We start from the raw sequence: 16484 nt of genomic DNA, 5'->3' as shown, positions 1-16484 counted from the left end.
TTTCGCTTTCGTCTAAAATCCAAAACCAAAGAGCTAGATCAATTTAAACAGAAAATTGTTTATACGGAAGAGAAAAACTGGTTCACTAAAAATGTTCTGGGAAAATTAAATCTTATAAAAAAAGATTTAATCAACACACAAAGCATAAAACATATTAGAGTCTATAATACCTATTATTCAGAATATATAACAGACAGAATTATAAAAGACCTGGAAGAAAATGTTCGATTGCAGATGAAAGATGAGAAAGGGATTACGATCACTCCTCTGCATTTTGCCGAGATTCAAAATTTAGCATTGAAAATCGAAGAGATAAAAATAAAAACCGAAGATAAGAATGATGAGCTTGTCATTCTATTAGCGAATAAAAAAGAAAAGGATGAAAACGGAGAACCTGTAAGTAGTCCTGAAATTATTAAAAATAATTATCTTATAGAGGAAGAAGCAAAAATAATTTATGAGGATTTAAACTCTTTACAATCACATTTACAGACTTTAAAAGCAAATTTAAACTCTGAGATATTACATTTTTTTTATAATAGTCAAAAGAATAATATTCGGGAATTGGGATTGAATACGGAAGTCATTCGAATTCAATCCTTTAATACAACGGATACGATTCCCGGCTTCGATACTCGAATTTATGCTGATACAAATTCATTGAATAGTCAGGTAATTGTAAATCATCCTTTAGTGCTAAAGGATATGGAAGATAGAATAAAAAATTCAACGCAAAAAGAATTCTTAGATTCAAATTTTTTTACGAGAGAAGTCTCAGTCGATGATAAAGACTATGAAATATACTTTCGCAATATATTAAGAAAACCTCATATAATATGGAGAGCCAAACAGATATTAACCGAAACTAAGAAATCTAAATGGAAGGATTTTTTTAAGGAAGATAATGAATTATCTCTTCAGTTTAAGGCTCTATCGAGTAAGTTAAAAAATCGCTTACTCGAATTAAGACAAAAGAAAACAATAAAACCTTCTCTTGACAAAGAATTCTCTAATCTATATTTACAGTATGGAGAGCTTCTAAAAAAAAGACAGGAGCTAATAAACAAATTTCATCCGAACAAAAATCAAGAGATTAACAACTTTCAGTTTTATAAATCTAAAGAAAAAGAACTCAATACGAAAATGATTCAACTACCTTTAGAACTGAATGCTAGCAAAATAAAATTAACGAAAGCAAAGCAAGAAGAAGCAAAAATATTAAATGAGGAAATTTTTGCAAAATCAGAAGAATTAAAAGACGCGAAAAGTGAACTTTCTAATATACAAAAAAAAATATTGGATTGGTCTCATAGTAAAGATCTGAAGGTAATAGACTCCTTTCAATATTTGAGAGATGCGGCAACTTATGAGTATGCGATTCTTCGAACAAAAAATAATTCTACAGACTATTCAGAATACCTGGAATCGGATAAAGAAAGAACCCTAATGCAATTAAAATGGAATACAATCAGAGAATGGATTATCACTGCAAATTCAGAAATAAAAATCAATCCAATTTACCATGATGGAAAGTATATAAATCCTTTTGAAGGAGGAGTGCTATCAAGAAGCCGCTCCGAAGTGGAAGAAGAAATGTGGAAGCTTGATTCCACTCCCATTCACTACACCAATGCAGAGGATGAACTTGAAAGCGTTGCAATGACTCAGTATCATACAAATATTGCCGGTTTCACAAGAACTATAGTAGATAAAAGTGATGGTTTAACTAAAATCCGCTCAGATATTAGAAAGATTATTTATAGTTCAAGTATCCTCGGTATAAGTGCCGTGATCATGGCTTTTTTGTTTTCTACTCTGATGGTAAAAAATATAAGAAGTATCAGTTCCAATGCGCAACTCGTAGGTAAGGGATTTTTAAATGTTCAATTTGAAATACATTCCCGTGATGAAATCGGTAAACTAAGTGATACTTTAAATAAAATGGTGATTGGTCTTATAGAAAGGGACAAGGTTAAAAAGGCACTGGGAAAATTTGTGAATCCTCAAATCGCTGAGAAAGTTTTAAAGCAGGAATTAAAACTCGGAGGAGAAAGAAAAAATTGTGCTATTCTTTTTTCTGATATTCGGGGTTTTACATCTATTTCGGAAAAACTCGAACCAGAAGAAGTTGTCGAATTTTTAAATGAATACATGACTGAAATGGTCGATTGCGTAAGCCTAACCGATGGAATAGTAGATAAATTTATAGGAGATGCAGTGATGGCAACCTGGGGCGCCGCTTTCTCTCATGGAAATAATGCAGAAAATGCAGTCAACTCAGCCATCTTAATGAGAAAAGCTCTGATAAAATTTAACGTAGGAAGAGGCACGGATAAAAAACCAATCATTAAAATAGGATGTGGAATTAATTACGGACCTGTGATCGCCGGTCAGATTGGTTCCGAAGAAAGATTAGAATATACTGTCATAGGAGATGCGGTCAATCTCGCTTCCCGTTTAGAAGCGTTAAACAAACCGATGGGAACAGATATTCTAATTACAGAGGATTTGTATTTATTAGTGCAATCTATATTTAAAACGCAAAAAATGCAGGCAATTAAAGTTAAAGGTAAAATAGAACCGCAAACAATTTATTCTGTTCTTGGAAGAATAGATGATTTGCAATCTCCGAATTCTTTAGAAGAGCTTCGATTTATTCTTGGGATTCATTTTGATTCTTCCAAATTAATAAATATTGATGAGAAAGAAGAAAAGTTCGAGATTCTTGCCTAAAAATAACCATTGCAGCCTAGCGCGAGATAGAAAATACTGAAAACAAAGTTGTGTAATCTATGATTGAAGGTTTAACGAAAGTCAAAGAAGTTTCAGTAGGCAAATATACTTTTACTTACCAGGAACACAATGATGGCGGGGATAGAATTCTTTTATTCTTGCATGGATGGTGTTCTTTCCAATACTTTTGGAATTTCATCATAGAAGAATTTTACCCTTATGGAACCTGTGTTACCTTCGATTTACTAGGTCATTATCCGGCGACCGTTCCTGATACATTCTCAGAATTTACACAGGATTCTCTTTTTAAGCTTCAAAAAGAAGCGATCGCAAAAGCTTTTAGCGGAAAGAAAGTAACAATCATAGGTCACTCCGCCGGTGGTTTTGTAGGAATTGGAATAGCCGCTTTGTTTCCAGAAATAGTGGAGAAGGTTATCGCAATCTGTCCTCCAGTTACAGGTCCTATGAAAGGATTACTCTATCCGGCAAAGCTTGCAAATGACTTTAAGCTAGATTTTATTAACTATTCTACTTTGGAAGTAGTAAAGTTTTTTCCTACACTAATTGAAACTTGGTATAGCAAAGGAAGCGGGAATCCTTCTACTTTTATGGAAATTCCAGGAGTAAGAGAATTCGTTCGAAGCTGTCATCCTCATTATAAGAATTTAAACACAAGGACAATGAATGTTTTTTTGAAATCACTCGATAGAATGGACTTATTACCCCTTGTAGATGTTTACGAAGTTCCTACCCTACTCCTTTCCGGAAAAAAAGATGAACTCATATTACCTGAACAAACCGTTGCCCTCTTAGAAAGAAATGATAATTTCCAAGTCTCCTGGTATGAAGAATCCGGTCATATCCCTATGATGGAAGAAAAAGAAAAGTTTATCAAAGATGTAGAAGATTTTTTAAGTGCCTAAGACTTTCTTCGTGCGAATTAATTTCTTTGTTTTTACTCAGTCTATTGCGCTTCTCTTTGGTTGCGCATCCTTACCCAATGCAACCACGGAAAGTATCAACAATAGACAAGTCGAATTTGCTTTGACTCAGCATTACTCTATTCCAGTTGTCTTTGAAAACGGACTTGGCGGAAGAATGGAATGGTGGGGAAAAGTATTACCAGAAATTACAAAAGACACCACTACATTCGTTTACAATCGCCCCGGTTATGGAAATAGCGATGTAGCAGCAACACCCCGTGATGGCACTCAAATAGTCGATGAGTTGAGAGGATTGCTTCGAAGTAAAAGTATGAACCCTCCATACATTCTAGTAGGACACTCGCTAGGTGGACTCTATATGCAACTTTTTGCTAGAAAATATCCCGAAGAGGTAAGCGCACTTATACTCGTTGACTCAACTCATCCAAAGCAGTTGGAAGGAGAAGGTGCTCTTGAAAAACAGCCCTTCTGGGTTAGAGCAATCCTGAAGGCTTCGTTGACAGATTCAGCCAAAGAAGAACTCCATTTACTTACTAAAACAGGGGAACAGGTTCTTAGCCTTCCAACCATAAAAAACAAACCTGTGTTTGTTCTCAGTGCTTCTCAACCAGTGCAAGAAAAATCCAAGCTAGCAGATGATGCAAATGAAAAACGAAAAGATATAGCCAGACTTTATCCTGGCTCTAAACAGATTTGGGTAGATAGTGGTCATGCAGTCCCATTGGAAAAGCCTGAATCAATTGTCCTAGCTATCCGCGAGGCTCAAAGGTTAAAGTAAAAGAGACGCTTTATCTATTCCGTGTTAACAAATACAAAACATAAGACTGAAAATAAAAATGATACTGCTAAAAACTTCTCAAAAACTTCCTCCTTCACAATGAACCATTTTAGTTTACCAAGGAATGAGAAAAATTATGAAAATCACCAGAATGAAACCAGGCATTTTATTTATACTTTTACTAATTTGTATTCCCGTTTTATACTTCAGGTTAATTCTTTTTACTAAGTCTCGCTGAATCATTTTTTGACTTGAAAGCAAAAGGGGGATAATATATTTTTCTAATCTAAGTATTAGAGGACACGATCAATGGAAACAATCGTATGGGATGAAAAGCTATTAAGTGTTGGAGTAAGGCAATTTGATGAGGAACACAAAGAACTAATCAAATACTTAAACAACCTAAATGACGCAGTGAAATCGCAATCTAGCCATCTAGTCATGGAAGAAATTCTACTTAAAATAATTAATTACACCCATTACCACTTCAGTAATGAAGAAAAAAATATGATTCATTATAAGTATCCAGAATATGAAACACATAAGCAAGAGCACGAATCTCTGATTGAACAAGTCAATGATTTTTACAAACGCCTAAAGAGTGGAAAGAGTTCGTTTTCTCTTGAACTACTCCGTTTTTTATATGATTGGCTAATTAAACATATCCTTGGCACAGATATGAGATACAAAGATTTCTTCCTAAAAGCAGGAATCACTGTATAAAGACTAAAAAAAACCTAAATAAGATTATGTTCCAAGCTAAATCCTAAGCCGATAATAATTAGAGTTTAACCCAATGCAAACTATGAAAAAACTAACCATCCTTTTAATCCTTTTTGTTTCCTATTCCGTGTTTTCTGTTAGTCGAGAAGACAAGATTGTCTATGCATTTAGAGATACCGGCACCGGCAATTATTCTAAGATGATCGTAATCGGAGAGACTGTTAGTATAGACAAAGCGTCCATGATTGATGACAATACTAAGATCGACAAAGACCTAATGCAAATCGGTGTGGATCTTAGACCAGATATGCTGACTGTAAAAGTGTTGCACAATCCGGGAATTCGTGTAGGACAAACTCTTTATTTAATAGAAAAAAATCCGGATCATATTTCCTATAAAGATGGGAACGTTGTTGGTCAAATCAAAGTCGTTTCCATTTTTAATACTTCCTTCTTCGGTCAACAACTCAGAGGAGAAGGCTATTTACGATTAATCGAAAGTAAGGTTATGACCGTCGCCATGCCTATCGAATCAGAAAGCTTAGAAGACGCTATCGTTCTAAAAAAGCAAGGCGATTATTTTGTTGCAAAGGGAGATGTTGCCAATGCAATTTCTTTTTATAAAAGATCAATCAAGATGGATAAGAATTATCCTGAACCCCACTACGCTCTAGGCAAGATTCACACAACAAGCGGTGAAGGATATGTATCCGCTGGCTACGAATACAAAATCGCATGGAACAATCGAGACAAGTTCGTCGATCAACATGAGAAACATCTATTCTTTCAAGACTATATGAAATTTCTACTGAATCGATTTGAAACAGAGGCTTATAAGAATACAAACCTGACTACAGACTTAGACACTTGTTTAGAAGTATCTAAAGAAGCTTTAAGAATGAGTCCATCTAATTACGATACCTTCTATTCAGTTTCCTATTCCTATTTTCTTTACTTTCTAAAGATGAGAGACTCTCAGCCAAAGATAGATACAGAAGAAAAGATGGCAGTCGAGAGAGTCGAGCTTCGCAAAAAGCAAGAGGAATATCTTGGTAAGGCGCAAGAGAATATGGAAAAGGCATTAAAGATTCGTCATCAAGACTATAAGATTCAGACCTTAGCCATATCCCTCTACTTTGAAAAGCTAAGAGATATACCGAATCCAGAAACACATCTCACAGAGAGAAATGATTTAAAGTCTAAAATTGAATTTCACGGCAAACAATACTTAATCTATAAACCAAAATCCAAGAAGATGGACAAACTAATCAAAGATATAATAGAAGTAGCTAAGGGGCTTTAGTCCGTTATCCGCTTGAAGATTTCTTTTCTTAGCTCCGGTGTGATCATATTATAATATTCATAATTACCTTTCAGAATTGAGAGGTAAATGGATGTTATTTGCTCTTCAAATGATTCAAGGTCTTCTTTGTCTAAGGCTCCCTTTGAAAAAAGCATATCCTTTGTTTTGTCATGCAGCAGGTTATATAAATCAAATTTAAGCTTCATCAATTCGGATGTGTATTTTTTATCCATCGGAGTCATCAAATTTGTCTTGTCCAGGGAAAATATCCAGCGATTGTAATATTCTAAGAGGCTTAGGAAATTCTCTTTGTATAAATCAAAGCTCTTCGCCAATGTATCCTTATCAGAGTCTGAAAGTTTTAGATTTAGAATGCATTTTAATTGGGATACTCTCTCTTTTCCGCTAGTCCTTGCTGCTTGTGCAATCTCCTGGCTAGTTTTCTCAAATTCTTGCTTTTCAAAATGTTTCTCTTTAAATTGAAATCCTTTCTTCTTGTCCCACTCACTACAAGCACCTACCCTCTTCTTTAAATCCCCAGCATCTTCAAAAATAAAATGCACAGGCGAACTACTTAAAGCTACAGTGAAACCGAAAATAAAAAATAGAAACCGAATCATACGTCTAGAAAAATCATTTCAAGCCTATAGGCAAGTTGAAAATAGAGAGATAGTAAACTTGAATAAAAACAACTAGCAAGAATAAATCACTTGCTCTTAAAAGTAAGGTTAAAGTATACAAAAACGAGGGGTTTTGTTTTTACCATGTCAAAGTTTAAGTTAAGCGTTCGTTTCAGTATAGTCACTTTTTCAACCATCGGAGTTCTTTTATTTGGAGGATTAGTAAGCTTTGTATCTTACATTGGTAGTAAAAATTCCGTTAAATTCCTTGTAGATAGTTTGATGGACAAGGCGACAGAGCACGTGATTGATAAGACATTGCATTACTTGGATGCAGCAGTTTTAAACATGCATATGAACGAAAATTTTATAGAGCATGGAATTGTAAAAATCAAAAAAGTAAAGCAGTTAGAGAAATACTTCCAAGGAATTATTCAAACGAATCCGCAATTCTTAAGCATGTTTTATGGAGATGAGTTTGGGAATTTCATAATGGCAAAAGAAATGCCAGACCATAGCTTTAGCATACAAAGGATTATCCGCAAGGGAAAAAAAACAAAGATAGTCTGGGAGCATCAAAAAGAAGAATGGTATGAAAAAGAACAATTCGCAAATAAAGTTTTACCCGCAGAAGAAGCCTACAATCCTAAGACGCGTCCCTGGTATACAGAAGCAATCGCTTCAAAGGATCATGCATGGACAGAAGTCTATGTGTTCTTCAATGATCGCAAACCCGGCATTACCTGTAGCCGTGCCGTTTATGATAAGTCTGGAAAATTCATTGGCGCAATTGGAATTGATATTAGCATTTCAGAGCTGTCTGAATTTTTAAACACATTGACAATTGGTGAAAACGGAAAAGCGTTTTTACTCAATTCAAAGAACCAAGTCGTTGCAATTCCGTCCGGTAAGAAAGATGAGCTAGAAAAAATAATGAAAGAAGAAATCGCTGCCGATGGGAAAAAAACTCTTCAACTCATTACTGCGGATAAGATGGATAACCCACTGATTGCAGGCTCTTTCAATTATTATCAAACCCAAAAAGATATTCAACAAAAAGAAGGAATCGATTTCTTAGAATATACTTACAAAGGGATCGATTATATTGCGAAATATACTTCGTTTCGAAAAGATGATATTGAATGGAAAATTGGAATCGTTGTTCCCGAAAATGATTTCATGTATATTGTGCATCGAAACAATAAATACATATTACTCATGTCCTTAATTTTAGTTGCTGTAGCAGTTGCCTTTGAATTTCAATTTTCCCAAAAGCTGTCTAAGCCTTTGTCTCTTCTTTCAGATGAAATGAAAAAAATTCAGCAATTCGATTTAACGTCAGATACAGAGGTTAGCTCCTTTTTATATGAAGTAGATAATATGGCTCAGTCGTTTACAAAGATGCGCACGGGTCTTCGCTCTTTTAAAAAATACGTTCCCGATGGACTTGTTCGTGAATTGATTTCTCTCAACAAAGAAGCGATTCTAGAAGGAGAGCGTAGATCTATGACAATCTATTTTTCTGATATAGCAGGCTTTACTTCTATTTCCGAGAAGTTAAGTCCAGAAGAGTTAGTTGAGCAACTCAGTCAATATCTAGGCAGTGCAAGTAAGATTATCACAGATCACCACGGGACATTAGATAAATACATTGGAGATGCTATCATGGCGTTCTGGGGAGCACCTACTCCGATTGAAGACCATGCACTACAAGCCTGCCTTTCTGCTATCGAGCATAAAAGAGTATTAAGATTGGCAAATCAAGAATTAGAGCGCATGGGCAAAATGCCGTTTGCCGACAGAATTGGAATTCACACCGGAGAAGTAATCGTTGGAAATATGGGCTCCGAGAATAGATTAAACTACACTGTCATTGGCGACAGTGTAAATCTTGCGAGCAGACTTGAAAGTATCAACAAATACTATGGGACAGAAATCATTATCAGTGAACCGACATACGCAATCGTAAAAGATTTTGTAGAAGTAAGAGTTCTTGATTTAGTTGCAGTGAAAGGAAAACACAACGCGATTGAAATTTATGAATTAGTTTGTGAGAAAGAAGAAGCAAGTCTTGAAGTGCAAAAATTTAATTCCTTGTTTAATGAGGCAGTGAATCAATACAGAAATAGAAATTTTCAAGATGCATTAAAAATATTTCAAGAAACTTTGCGAATCAAATCATCTGACCTAGCATCTAGAGTTTATATTGATCGCTGTGAGAATTATCTCCGTAATCCGCCAGATGAAAATTGGAATGGAGTATATGAATCAAAGAACAAATAATTTTATTTTGTCTCATTAAACGTGTATTATGTTTCATTAATATAGTTTTGGAAACTTTTTTTTATTATTTATCTCCAAAAAGAAATAATAAGAATTAGTTTCTTAATTCTCAACTTTACCTTTCCGAAAATAAAGTGTGTCACAAGAATTTCAGTCCAACTCTTCAAAATCTTTTTTATACTATCTATCTTTTATTTTAATTGGATTGATATTAATCGACAAGAGTCTTCATCGTAAACCATTCAAGCCAAATGCAGTAAAAACGCAATCTTCCATCAATCATGTTACTAATTTTGACATAACTGACGACACAAGCATTCCCTCATTTGCAGAAGGACAAGAAAAAGAAAACTCTTCTTCTGAAGTTCCTATGATTCGCGCAGAAAATAATCTGAATGGACTTTCAGAATTTGCCTCAGAAGAAACAGAGACATTACAGGGAATTTATTTTTTAAAATTCTACCAAACTGGAAATAAGAATTATTCAAAACTAGTCAAAGTCCAAAGAAAATTAAAAGGAAGCTTAAAGAAAAGAATTAAGTCTGCTCTAAAAGAACTACGAAAAGGTCCTAACTACGACGAGCAAGACAAAGGTGTTTTAAGTGTTCTACCGCAAGATTTTCAATATTCAAAGAAAATGAAATTGGCTGATGGAATTTTACATATTTCTCTAGATAGTAATTTTCAACAAAATGCTGGTAAAGAACTGATGCAAGATAGACTCGATCAACTCAGTCACACACTTTTTGAATTCAAAGAAGTAAAAGGAATCAAAGTCTACATTGACGGAAAAGAAACCCACTCCATGGGCAAAGACAATCTAAAAATTCCATCTGTGTTAGCACGAAGTAGTTTTAGAAAAGTAATTTTTCTTTAAGAGATTAATTCTCTTTATAAGCTTTCGCAATATCTTGCTTTTGCATGAAATAAGTTCCGATTAAAACGGATTGAACGTATTTTTTCATGCTTTGATAATCGCCTTTGTTTTTAATGCCCGACTCGCCTACTACAAGAGTTCCCTCAGGCAAATTAGGAGTAACCTCTTCTATCAGGTTTTGGTGAATCTGAAATGTATCTAGATCGCGGGTATTAATCCCGATGATGGGAGCGCCGATATTAGCAGCAATATCTGCTTCTTTTTTATTATGAATTTCTACAAGGACTTCAAGCCCGATCGAATAAGCGAAATCTAATAAGTCCTTTAATCGATTTGGTTTTAAAATTCGAACGATAAGTAATACAGCCGAAGCACCAAAGCGGGCTGCTTCTCTGATTTGCTTCTCGTGAATAATAAAATCCTTTCGAATCACAGGAAGCTTTACAGCAGAGCTTACTCTTTGTAAATCACTGAGACTTCCTTGGAAAAAATTCTCATCGGTTAATACAGATATGGCGCGAGCACCACAAGCTTCGTAAATACGCGCAATGGAAACGGGATCATAGTCAGCACGAATAATTCCCATAGAAGGACTGGCTTTTTTGCATTCAGCAATAATCGAATCAGAACTGGACTTGAGAGATTCAAGAAGGGAATATTTAGGACGTAGAGTGTCCATATAGAAAGGAGTCCGAGAAACTTCGAACTCCTTTTGTAAAATGATTTTTTGAAGAATTGGGTTAATGGCTAAAGAAAGAAGGCTGATTATTTAAAATCAGCAAGTGCATCTGCTTCTGTTGGATAGATATCAAATAAGGATGTAAGCTCTATGACATCAAAGATACGCTTTACAGCAGGTTTGATATTACACATTTTTAAGACTCCCTCTTTCGAATTTAACTTTCGAAGAGTAGAAATGCAGGCTCTAAAGCCAGAAGAAGACATGTATTCAATTCCTTCCATATTCAAAAGGACTTTCTTGTGTCCACCATTGTCTATGATCTCAGCAAGGCCTTCTTCTACTTCGTTTGCGACAGAAACGTCTAAACGGCCTTCCAGATAAACTACTAGTATATCGCCTTTATTTGTATGTTTAAGCAAGGTATGTTTCCTAAAAAATAATATATACATCTACCTTAAGCCTAAAATTGTGTCAATGAAACTTTTAGAAAAAAAATATGAACTTTAAAAACATCTTAAAAAGCAAACCAAGAGTCCTTGTAATCGGCGGCGGAATCACAGGAAAGGCAGTTGTAGAATTTCTAAAGAAGTTTGATTGTGAAATCCTACTCGTAGACGGAAAGCCACAACCGAGTATCTGCGGCATTTCCTATTTTCCCGACTCTATCGAACTATCTGCCTTGGGAGAAATTCAATTAGCAGTTAAAAGTCCCGGATTTAAACCAAGTCATCCACTCGTAGTAAAGCTTAATGAAGCAGGTATTCCTATCGTGAGCGAGATTTCACTTGCTCGTTCTTTCTTTAAAGGCAAAATCATTGGAATCACAGGCACAGATGGCAAATCAACAACAACCGCCCTCACCTTTCATATCATACAAAAATCATTTCCAAAATCCAAAATGGGCGGAAACATAGGAGTCCCATTCATTGAATTCTGTGAAGAGGATTTAGACTTTGCTGTTTTAGAGTTGAGTAGTTATCAACTCGATGACTCTGATTTTTTAAATCTAGACATTTCTGCCATTCTAAACATTGCACCCGACCACTTAGAAAGACATGGAACGATGGGAAACTATTTGGAAGCAAAAAAAAGAATTATCAATTTAGAAAGTGAAAACGCAGTCTTTGTCACAAACAAGCGACTCATAGAAAAATTAAACTTAGAAGCATTAAGCCCGAAAGGCAAATCAGTATTATTCGGCGAAACAAAAGATTCTTCGGCAAGAATTAGCCAGGAGGAATCTAGAATTTATACTAACTTATTCACCTACTCCACAAAAGAATTTCCACTAGAGGGAAAACACAATCTAGAAAATTTAGCGGCGAGTATCTTACTCTGTGAGGCTGCGGGCTGTTTGCCGGAGAATATACAAAAGGCAATTTCTGATTTTACAGGTCTACTCTATCGTTTTCAGAAAATCAAAGAATACAATGGAATTACATTTATCAATGATTCAAAATCTACAAACATTCATAGTATGCTTTCCGGTCTTTCAGGAATTAGTAGCATTACACCGATTATCCTCATCATTGGAGGAAAGCAAAAAAACGAAGAACTTACCCCTCTTACAAACCGCCTAAAAGAATTAAACGCAGAAGTATTCTTAATCGGAGAAGCAAGACTTCATTGGGAAAACGAATTATCAGTTTGTTTAAATGACAGGCTACATGTTTTAGAAAATCTAACCGAAGCAGTTAAGGCAATTCAAGAAAGAGTATCCAGATCAAAATTTGAAATGATAATCTTCTCGCCTGCCTGTGCAAGCTTTGACCAATACAATAACTTTGAAGAAAGAGGAAAGCATTTTACGGACTTAGTAAATCAATATTTCTAGATGGACATAGGAGAAGCGCGGGAATAGAGTGAATCAAAAGGAATTATATGGACAATGTAAATAAAATTGCTCTGATCACTGGATGCTCTTCTGGAGTGGGATTGCACACAGCAGTCCGACTTGCAAAGACTGACTTCAAAGTCTATGCGACGATGAGACATCTAGAAAAAAAAGATAAGTTAAAGCAATTCGCAAACGATCAAGGAGTTAAATTAGAAATACGACAACTTGATGTTCAAAATGATGAATCAGTTTTAGATTGCGTTAAATTCATATTAGACAAAGAAGAAAGAATAGACGTTCTAGTAAACAATGCAGGCTTCGGCTACATTCGAACTCTTGAGCAAGCTTCGATGAGAGAAATCGAAAATGTAATGGATGTAAACTACTACGGAGCGATACGCTGCATCAAAGCAGTATTACCCTCCATGCGAGAAAGAAAATCAGGACATATTATTTCTGTAACCTCAGTGGGTGGACTAATCGGTCAACCAATGAACGAAATCTATTGCTCATCCAAATTTGCCCTCGAAGGTTTAATTGAAAGCATGGCAACTTACCTTGAACCATTCTTCAATGTAAAAATGTCAATCATAGAGCCCGGTGCTATTCAAACAGAATTTGTAAATCGAGTTCTAGGAGATATGCAAAAATCCGGCGGAGTGTTAAATGACGATTATGCGCCTGTTCTAAAAACCTATATGGATACAGCAAAAAAATCTTTCGCCGCAGGTCAAAGCCCCGACGAAGTAGCACGCGTAATTCTAGATTGTATACTCTCAGAGAAGCCTTACCTCCGCTACCAAACCTCCGACAAAGCGAGAGAATTTATTGCAGCCAAATTAGGCAACGATCCAACCGGCGATATTCAATTAAAGAAAATTAGAAAGCTGCAATTGGATTTGGAGTAGTTACACTGTCACCTCGAACAGCTTCATCGTGAGAGGTCTATCTGACAATAAAACGATAGTATTAAGCTAAATAGATTTCTCACACTCGAAGTTCCACCCGCTTCGCCACGACCGCCAAGCGAGGTTCGAAATGACAGTATCAATCATTCACAGTCCTTCAATCTCAGCTAACCACAAGTTTGCGCTTGCATCACTTGGCATACGTAAATCACCACGGGGAGAAAGAGCGACTGAACCTACTTTCGGTCCGTCTGGCATTGCAGAGCGTTTGAATTGTTGCGAGAAAAATCGTTTGTAAAAGACTAACATCCATTTTTTTATTTCAGAAGTTTCATATTCACCGGCAAATGCTTGTTTGGCAAGATAGAATATTTTAGATGGAGAGTAATTCAAGCGAAGCATATAATACAAAAAGAAATCATGCAGTAGATAAGGACCAACTACTTCTTCTGTCTTTTGCACAATCTCCCCGTCCTTAGAAGGAAGAAGTTCCGGTGAAACAGGAGTGTTGCAAATATCGTGTAGAATTTTTCCAACATTATTTTTGTATTCTGCGTCTGCTCTCCACTCTATCAAATAACGCACAAGCGTTTTAGGTATACCGGCATTAACCCCATACATGGACATCTGATCTCCATTGTAAGTGCACCAGCCAAGTGCCAGCTCTGACATATCTCCCGTTCCAATGACAAGCGCATTCTCTTTGTTAGCCAGATCCATTAGAATTTGCGTTCTCTCTCTTGCCTGCGAATTCTCGTAGGTAATATCGTGAAGGTTTAAGTCCTGCCCAATATCTTTGAAGTGTTGCAAGACTGCATCCGCAATAGAAATAATCTGTAGACTTGTTCCAAGCTCCACTGCAAGAGTCTCTGCATTTGTTCTAGTTCTATCTGTTGTTCCAAAGCCTGGCATTGTAATACAAAGAATTCCCTTTTTATCAAGCCCAAGAATTTCAAATGCTTTAATACAAACTAAAAGGGCAAGAGTAGAATCCAGTCCACCCGAAAGACCGAGGACAACTTTCTTCGAGTTTGTATGCTTGAGTCGCTTAGCAAGACCAGTAGATTGAATGAGAAATATTTCTTCACAGTTTGCATTTCTCTTCGCGGGATCAGAAGGCACAAATGGCATTCTAGGAATAACGCGCATGAGCTTCTCTTTTGTAGTTCGAGATAGTGTAAAATTAATTTCCGTAAATTTAGTTTCAACGGAAGATTTAGAAAAACTACTATTTCGAATTCTATCATTTACAAGTCGCTCTAGATCAATATCCACAAGAGTCATTTCAGTTGCAAAAGAATAGCGCGACGACTCGGCAATAATAGATCCATTCTCTGCCACGAGCGCATGACCAGAATATACCACATCTGTCGAGGATTCATTCGCCCCCGCCGACGAATACACATAAGCCGCAATACAGCGAGCCGATTGTTGACGGACTAATTCTTTACGGTATTCAAATTTACCCAGTATTTCATTACTTGCAGAAGGATTTAAAAGAAGAGTCGCACCTGAAATCGCAAGCTCACTACTCGGAGGAATCACTGCCCACAAATCTTCACAGATTTCAATTCCAATCTTTAGCTCGGGGAAATTCTCAGCGGCAAAGAGTAAGTCTGCGCCAAACGGAATTTCCTTTCCCTCTATTTTTACAAACTCACCTACTCTATCTAGTTCACTAGAAAACCATCTCTCTTCATAAAACTCACCCGTCGTAGGCAAATACGTCTTAGTCACAATTCCTATGATTTCCCCATTCGAAAGAAGTGCCGCACAGTTATAAAGCTTGCTATTTACTTCCACAGGAAGTCCCACGACTGCGGTAATTCCGTGTAAACCAGTAACCTTTGCAATCTCAATTAAAGCATTTACCGCTTCTCGCCTGAGTTTGGATTGATAAAATAAATCCGCGCAGGTGTAACCAGTAATGCAAAGCTCTGGAAATATTACAATCTCCACACCTTCTTTCTTTGCCTTCTCTAGCGCCGAAATAATTTCTTTTGTATTAAACTCAACATCGCCGACTTTTAATTCCGGCACGACTGCGGCTATTCGTATATAACTGTTCATTTTATTTTTATTAGTTTTCCTTTTTTGTATTTGAGTATGGTGCCTTTGGGGTGGGATTTTGTATTAGAATATCGAATTCATCTTTAAAGACAGATATTCCTTTAAATACTTTGCACGTAAATTGTATTATTCTTGATTATTGATTCGTGTGAAAAATAAGCTATTGCTTCATATTTCCTTTTAGCACCAAAGAGTTCATTATAAGTCACTTCCTCCCATCCTCTCGATAAGAAATTCCAAAATGCCATCCCCATCTAAATCAAATGTTTTAAAACCAGAAATCCAATGATAATTATTATTTAATATCCATTTGTGAATAACCTGCTTATCATTCTTAATACAAAGGAATTATAATTCCCGTTCATGCAAATTGCATTTTCTAAATAATAATTTATGCCTTTAGAATAAGTAGAAAGCTTTGTTAATCTGAAATCTAAAAAGTTCAAAAATTTTGTAGGGTATTCTTTTGCTATTTCGCTTACTAGTTTAATGAAAATAGGATTACCTTTGAATTTAGTATTTTCTATTGTATAATCGGTAAAGTCTTTGTCATTTAGAAATTTTCCGTTGGACTCTGGAATAAATAATCGTGATTTCCAGTTCTTTCTTCCAAATATTGCTACGGATTTTATTAAAATGAGTAATATCTTTCCCCATCAATTTTTTTAGAATAGTTGACATATAATAATTTTCTTTTTCTCATAATTTCTTGTATTTAGTCTTATC

13 protein-coding genes are annotated in these 16484 nt (G+C 35.7%); 9 read left to right on the top strand and 4 right to left on the bottom strand.

What is annotated here, in order from left to right; genetic code table 11:
* Positions 1–234 precede the first annotated feature (234 nt).
* The 5 genes from IPH52_11685 (at position 235) to IPH52_11665 (ending at position 6481) form a co-directional block, all read left to right on the top strand.
* On the top strand, positions 235–2733 hold the full coding sequence (locus IPH52_11685; GenBank protein ID MBK7055691.1) for a hypothetical protein: 2499 nt from the start codon (positions 235–237) through the stop codon (positions 2731–2733).
* A gap of 59 nt (positions 2734–2792) precedes the next feature.
* The gene (locus IPH52_11680) at positions 2793–3656 is read left to right on the top strand and encodes an alpha/beta hydrolase (protein ID MBK7055690.1); all 864 of its coding nucleotides are present in this window, start codon (positions 2793–2795) and stop codon (positions 3654–3656) included.
* Positions 3657–3666: 10 nt separating this feature from the next.
* Entirely contained in the window at positions 3667–4455 is a 789-nt protein-coding gene (locus tag IPH52_11675; protein MBK7055689.1) for an alpha/beta hydrolase, read from the top strand.
* A gap of 309 nt (positions 4456–4764) precedes the next feature.
* On the top strand, positions 4765–5178 hold the full coding sequence (locus IPH52_11670) for a hemerythrin family protein (protein MBK7055688.1): 414 nt from the start codon (positions 4765–4767) through the stop codon (positions 5176–5178).
* A gap of 82 nt (positions 5179–5260) precedes the next feature.
* A complete protein-coding gene (locus IPH52_11665; GenBank protein ID MBK7055687.1) occupies positions 5261–6481 on the top strand; it encodes a tetratricopeptide repeat protein in 1221 nt (406 codons plus the stop codon).
* Here IPH52_11665 and IPH52_11660 read toward each other — a convergent pair.
* Positions 6478–7101, bottom strand: coding sequence for a hypothetical protein (locus tag IPH52_11660; GenBank protein MBK7055686.1), 624 nt, complete (start codon positions 7099–7101; stop codon positions 6478–6480). The genes IPH52_11665 and IPH52_11660 overlap by 4 nt on opposite strands.
* Before the next feature lie 144 nt (positions 7102–7245).
* Between IPH52_11660 and IPH52_11655 the strand changes: the two genes are divergently transcribed.
* Complete coding sequence (locus IPH52_11655; protein MBK7055685.1) at positions 7246–9384, top strand: Cache 3/Cache 2 fusion domain-containing protein; 2139 nt, start codon at positions 7246–7248, stop codon at positions 9382–9384.
* Positions 9385–9520: 136 nt separating this feature from the next.
* Entirely contained in the window at positions 9521–10261 is a 741-nt protein-coding gene (locus tag IPH52_11650; protein MBK7055684.1) for a GerMN domain-containing protein, read from the top strand.
* Between the two features lie 4 nt (positions 10262–10265).
* Here the strand turns inward: IPH52_11650 and trpC are convergent, their stop codons facing one another.
* Both trpC and IPH52_11640 read right to left on the bottom strand, forming a co-directional pair.
* Positions 10266–10940 carry an indole-3-glycerol phosphate synthase TrpC gene (gene trpC, locus IPH52_11645; protein ID MBK7055683.1) on the bottom strand — a complete coding sequence of 225 codons (675 nt, stop codon included), beginning with the start codon at positions 10938–10940 and terminating at the stop codon, positions 10266–10268.
* 86 nt (positions 10941–11026) lie between these two features.
* Positions 11027–11362, bottom strand: a complete 336-nt coding sequence (locus IPH52_11640) for an STAS domain-containing protein (GenBank protein ID MBK7055682.1) — start codon at positions 11360–11362, stop codon at positions 11027–11029.
* A gap of 77 nt (positions 11363–11439) precedes the next feature.
* On the opposite strand from IPH52_11640, the gene murD reads away from it, so the two are divergent.
* Positions 11440–12777, top strand: a complete 1338-nt coding sequence (gene murD / locus IPH52_11635; GenBank protein MBK7055681.1) for a UDP-N-acetylmuramoyl-L-alanine--D-glutamate ligase — start codon at positions 11440–11442, stop codon at positions 12775–12777.
* Between the two features lie 47 nt (positions 12778–12824).
* The gene (locus tag IPH52_11630) at positions 12825–13688 is read left to right on the top strand and encodes an SDR family oxidoreductase (GenBank protein MBK7055680.1); all 864 of its coding nucleotides are present in this window, start codon (positions 12825–12827) and stop codon (positions 13686–13688) included.
* A 147-nt stretch (positions 13689–13835) separates the two neighbouring features.
* On the opposite strand, the gene IPH52_11625 is transcribed toward IPH52_11630, so the two are convergent.
* On the bottom strand, positions 13836–15758 hold the full coding sequence (locus IPH52_11625; protein MBK7055679.1) for an NAD(+) synthase: 1923 nt from the start codon (positions 15756–15758) through the stop codon (positions 13836–13838).
* Positions 15759–16484: the final 726 nt, after the last annotated feature.

This window comes from Leptospiraceae bacterium (assembly GCA_016708435.1).
Lineage (GTDB): Bacteria > Spirochaetota > Leptospiria > Leptospirales > Leptospiraceae > UBA2033.
This window is presented reverse-complemented; position numbering and strand designations above follow the sequence as displayed.

What these genes read in the sequence shown, in the direction of transcription:
- IPH52_11625 (MBK7055679.1), bottom strand. Translation starts at nt 15,758, where the DNA reads ATGAACAGTTATATACGAATAGCCGCAGTCGTGCCGGAATTAAAAGTC.
- IPH52_11680 (MBK7055690.1), top strand. Translation starts at nt 2,793, where the DNA reads ATGATTGAAGGTTTAACGAAAGTCAAAGAAGTTTCAGTAGGCAAATAT.
- IPH52_11655 (MBK7055685.1), top strand. Translation starts at nt 7,246, where the DNA reads ATGTCAAAGTTTAAGTTAAGCGTTCGTTTCAGTATAGTCACTTTTTCA.
- IPH52_11670 (MBK7055688.1), top strand. Translation starts at nt 4,765, where the DNA reads ATGGAAACAATCGTATGGGATGAAAAGCTATTAAGTGTTGGAGTAAGG.
- IPH52_11630 (MBK7055680.1), top strand. Translation starts at nt 12,825, where the DNA reads ATGGACAATGTAAATAAAATTGCTCTGATCACTGGATGCTCTTCTGGA.
- IPH52_11685 (MBK7055691.1), top strand. Translation starts at nt 235, where the DNA reads ATGAAAGATGAGAAAGGGATTACGATCACTCCTCTGCATTTTGCCGAG.
- murD (MBK7055681.1), top strand. Translation starts at nt 11,440, where the DNA reads ATGAACTTTAAAAACATCTTAAAAAGCAAACCAAGAGTCCTTGTAATC.
- trpC (MBK7055683.1), bottom strand. Translation starts at nt 10,940, where the DNA reads ATGGACACTCTACGTCCTAAATATTCCCTTCTTGAATCTCTCAAGTCC.
- IPH52_11665 (MBK7055687.1), top strand. Translation starts at nt 5,261, where the DNA reads ATGAAAAAACTAACCATCCTTTTAATCCTTTTTGTTTCCTATTCCGTG.
- IPH52_11660 (MBK7055686.1), bottom strand. Translation starts at nt 7,101, where the DNA reads ATGATTCGGTTTCTATTTTTTATTTTCGGTTTCACTGTAGCTTTAAGT.